Annotated in this window: 4 protein-coding genes; 2 read left to right on the top strand and 2 right to left on the bottom strand. The window is 74.2% G+C overall.

What is annotated here, in order from left to right; all coding sequences use genetic code 11:
• Both ACIQOV_RS31460 and ACIQOV_RS31455 read left to right on the top strand, forming a co-directional pair.
• Window positions 1–1051 (top strand): chitinase (locus tag ACIQOV_RS31460; RefSeq protein ID WP_401054064.1); only part of this gene is annotated, 1051 nt, incomplete at its 5' end.
• A 95-nt stretch (window positions 1052–1146) separates the two neighbouring features.
• Complete coding sequence (locus tag ACIQOV_RS31455) at window positions 1147–2370, top strand: MFS transporter (RefSeq protein ID WP_401054062.1); 1224 nt, start codon at window positions 1147–1149, stop codon at window positions 2368–2370.
• Here the strand turns inward: ACIQOV_RS31455 and ACIQOV_RS31450 are convergent.
• Window positions 2348–2977, bottom strand: coding sequence for a DJ-1/PfpI family protein (locus ACIQOV_RS31450; protein ID WP_401054061.1), 630 nt, complete (start codon window positions 2975–2977; stop codon window positions 2348–2350). The two genes, ACIQOV_RS31455 and ACIQOV_RS31450, sit on opposite strands and share 23 nt — an antisense overlap.
• Window positions 2977–3908, bottom strand: a 932-nt coding sequence (locus tag ACIQOV_RS31445; protein ID WP_401054060.1) for a GlxA family transcriptional regulator, incomplete at its 5' end; no start/stop codon positions are given. The genes ACIQOV_RS31450 and ACIQOV_RS31445, both read right to left, overlap by 1 nt.

Below are 3908 nucleotides of genomic sequence, written 5' to 3'. Positions count from 1 at the left end.
GACCCCCACGGGCACGCCCACCAGCCCGCCCGCCGGCAGCCACACCCTGGTCGGCTACCTGCACGCGAGCTTCGCCAACGGCGCCGGCTACACCCGGATGGCCGACGTCCCGAACTCCTGGGACTTCATCAACCTCTCCTTCGGCGAGCCCACCTCCGTCACCTCCGGCGACATCCGCTTCAACCGCTGCCCGGCCACCGAGTGCCCGGGCGTCGAGTCGGACGACGAGTTCAAGGCCGCCATCGCCGCCAAGCGGGCCCAGGGCAAGAAGGTGCTGATCTCGATCGGCGGCCAGAACGGCCAGGTCCAGCTGACCAGCACCGCCGCCCGGGACACCTTCGTCGGCTCCGTCTCGGCGATCATCGACAAGTGGGGCCTGGACGGCCTGGACATCGACTTCGAGGGGCACTCGCTCTCCCTCAACACCGGTGACACCGACTTCAAGAACCCGACCAGCCCGGTCATCGTCAACCTGATCTCCGCGCTGAAGACCCTCAAGGCCAAGTACGGTCCGGGCTTCGTGCTGACCATGGCGCCGGAGACCTTCTTCGTCCAACTCGGCTACCAGTACTACGGATCGGGCCCCTGGGGCGGCCAGGACCCGCGGGCCGGGGCGTACCTGCCGGTCATCCACGCGCTGCGCGACGACCTCACCCTGTTGCACGTCCAGGACTACAACTCCGGCTCCATCATGGGCCTGGACAACCAGTACCACTCGATGGGCGGCGCCGACTTCCACGTCGCGATGACCGACATGCTGCTCAAGGGCTTCCCGGTGGCGGGCAACACCAACAACGTGTTCCCGGCGCTGCCCGCCTCCAAGGTCGCCATCGGCATGCCGGCCACCACCAACGCGGGCAACGGCTACGTCGCCCCGGCCGAGGTGAACAAGGCGCTCGACTGCCTGACCAAGCTGGCCAACTGCGGGACGTACGTGCCGCGTTCGGGCGCGCAGCCGAACCTGCGCGGACTGATGACCTGGTCGATCAACTGGGACCGGTTCGGCGGCCAGGAGTTCTCCAAGAACTTCAACGGCTACTTCGGGCGCTGACCCGGACGCTCCGCCGGCCCGGACGCCCCCGCGAGTCGACGCCTTCGGGGCCATGCTTGAACCTGACACCGGTGTGAGGTCCGAGCATGGTCCCCATGGCGACCACACAGCTCACAACCCCGGTACCCCGCAAGCCCTTTCCCCTGTCCGCCCTGCTCGCCCTGGCCACCGCCGTCTTCGTCACCGGTCTCACCGAGAACCTGCCCGCCGGCGTGCTGCCCGGGATGAGCGAGGCGCTCGGGGTCGGCGAGTCCGCGGCCGGGCAGACCGTCACCGTCTACGCGATCGGCTCCGCCGTCACCGCGATCCCGCTCAGCGCGGCCACCGCCGGCTGGGGCCGCAAGCGGCTGCTGCTCTCCGCGATGGCGGGCTTCGCGGTCGCCAACACCGTCACCGCGGTCTCCACCAGCTATCCGCTCACGCTGGCCGCCCGCTTCCTCGCGGGCGTCGCGGCCGGCCTGGCCTGGGCCCTGCTCGCGGGGTACGCGCGCCGGCTGGTGCCGGTCGAGCAGCAGGGGCGGGCCATGGCGGTGGCGATGGCGGGCGTGCCGGTGGCGCTGTCGCTGGGAGTGCCGGTCGGCACCTTCCTGGGGCAGGTGCTCGCCTGGTGGGTGCCCTTCCTGGCCATGACGGCCCTGGCGGTCGGCGTGATCGGCTGGATCGCGGCGCTGCTGCCGGACCAGCCCGGGCAGCCGGCCGGTGAGCGGGCGCCGGTCCGCGGGGCGCTCGCCGTGCCCGGCGTGCGGCCGGTGCTCACCGTGACGGTGCTCTTCGTGCTCGCGCACACCATCCTGTTCACCTACATCGCGCCCTTCCTGGACCGGGCCGGCCTCGGCGGCGCCACCGGCACCGTGCTGCTGGTCTTCGGGCTGGCCTCGCTGGCGAGCGTCTGGCTGATCGGCGCGCACATCCACCGCCGGCTGCGGCAGCTGACGATCGGCGCCGCGCTGCTGGTCGCGCTGACGGCGGCCGTCCTCGCGGTGCGGTCCGGCGGCGCGCCGCCGGTGTACGTCGCGGCGCTGTTCTGGGGCCTGGGCTGGGGCGGCGTCCCGACCCTGCTCCAGACCGCGCTCGGCGACGCGGGCGGGGAGCGGGCGGACGCCGCCCAGGCCGTCCTGGTGACCCTGTGGAACGCCGCGATGGCGGGCGGCGGCGTGGTCGGCGGCCTGGTCCTGAGCGGCCTGGGCACCGGCGCCCTGCCCTGGACGGTGCTCGCGCTGATGCTCCCCGTCCTCGCCGTGGCCGCCGCCGCCCGCCGCCACGCCTTCCCGCCCCGGCGGGACGCGGCCGTCGGCTCTAGCGCACCATCAGCCGGTTGACCGCCTCGACCACCTCGGGGGACGCCTTCGCCAGGGAGCCCGACGCGTACGGCGGCTGCGGGTCGTACTCGATCAGCAGCTGGATCGCCTGCGCGGTCGTGTCCCCGCTGATCACGCCGGCCAGCGTCAGGGCGAGGTCGATCCCGGCCGAGACCCCGGCGGCGACGGCGTACTTGCCGTCGATGACGACCCGCTCCGCCCCGGTCGGCTCCGCCCCGTAGCGGGGCAGCCGGTCCAGGACGCCCCAGTGGCTGGTGGCCCGGCGGCCCTTGAGCAGCCCGGCGGCGCCCAGGATCAGCGAGCCGGAGCAGACCGAGGTGGTCCAGGTGGTGGTCGCGTCCACCCGGCGCACCCAGTCGAGCACGGCCCGGTCCGTCAGCTGGGCCTCCGTCCCGGGCCCGCCGGGCACCAGCAGCAGGTCGGCCGAGTCCACCTCGTCCAGGGCGGCGTCCGCGACGAGCGCCAGGCTGCCGAGGTCGTTGCGCACCGGCCCCCGTTCGGCGGCGGTGAACACCACCTCGGCGCCGGGGATCCGGGACAGCACCTCGTACGGGCCGACCGCGTCCAGGGTGGTGAACTCGGGGTAGAGCAGGATGGCGATGCGCATCAGTGACCTCCGGTGGGTTCGGGTCGGAAGCGGCGTCGGTACTCGGCGGGCGGGGCGGCCAGGGCCCGGACGAAGGCGCGCCGCATCGCCTCCGGGGTGCCGTAGCCGCAGGAGCGCGCGATCTCCTCGATGCCGTCGTCGGTGTCCTCCAGCAGCCGCCGGGCGGCCTCCAGCCGGACCCCGTCCACGTACCGGCCGGGGGTCACCCCCACCTCGGCGGCGAAGGCCCGGGCGAAGTGCCGCGGCGACAGCGCCGACCGGCCGGCCAGCGCCTCGACCGAGAGGTCGGCCTCCGGGTGCTCGGCGATCCACCGCTGCACCTCGCGCAGCGGCCGCCGGGCCGCCACCTGGGCGGCCAGCTGGGTGCTGAACTGGGCCTGGTTGCCCGGCCGGCGCAGGAAGACCACCAGGTGGCGGGCGACCAGCAGGGCCGTTTCGCGCCCGAGGTCCTCCTCCACCAGGGCCAGCGCCAGGTCGATCCCGGCGGTGACCCCGGCCGAGGTGGCGATCCGCCCGTCCCGGACGTGGATCGGGTCCGGGTCCACCTCGACGTCCGGGAACCGCCGGGCCAGTTCCTCGCCGTAGGCCCAGTGGGTGGTCGCCCGGCGTCCGGCCAGCAGCCCGGCCTCGGCGAGCAGGAAGGCGCCGGTGCACACCGACACCACCCGCTCGGCCCGTCCGGCCAGCTCCCGGATCCGTGCCACCAGGGCCGGGTCCGGGCGCTCGGTGTCCATCCCGCCGGGAACCAGCAGGGTGTGCACCGCCCCGACCTCGGTCAGGTCCGCGTCCGGCAACAGCCGCAGTCCGCTGTGGCTGCGCACCGGACCGCCGCCGGGGGAGGTCCCGGTCGACCGGCCGCGTCCCACCCGCGCCTCGCACGTGGGCGGCGTGGTCGACCTGACCGTGCCCGCCGGGCTCCACGAGCGACTGG

It is taken from the genome of Kitasatospora sp. NPDC091257, from assembly GCF_044757675.1.
In the GTDB taxonomy this organism is placed as follows: Bacteria; Actinomycetota; Actinomycetes; order Streptomycetales; family Streptomycetaceae; genus Kitasatospora; species Kitasatospora lactacystinica.
The sequence above is the reverse complement of the archived record's forward strand: the minus strand, read 5'-3'. Positions and strand labels throughout refer to the sequence as shown.

Excerpts from the sequence above, each read along its gene's own strand:
- ACIQOV_RS31455 (WP_401054062.1), top strand. The coding sequence starts at position 1,147 with ATGGCGACCACACAGCTCACAACCCCGGTACCCCGCAAGCCCTTTCCC.
- ACIQOV_RS31450 (WP_401054061.1), bottom strand. The coding sequence starts at position 2,977 with ATGCGCATCGCCATCCTGCTCTACCCCGAGTTCACCACCCTGGACGCG.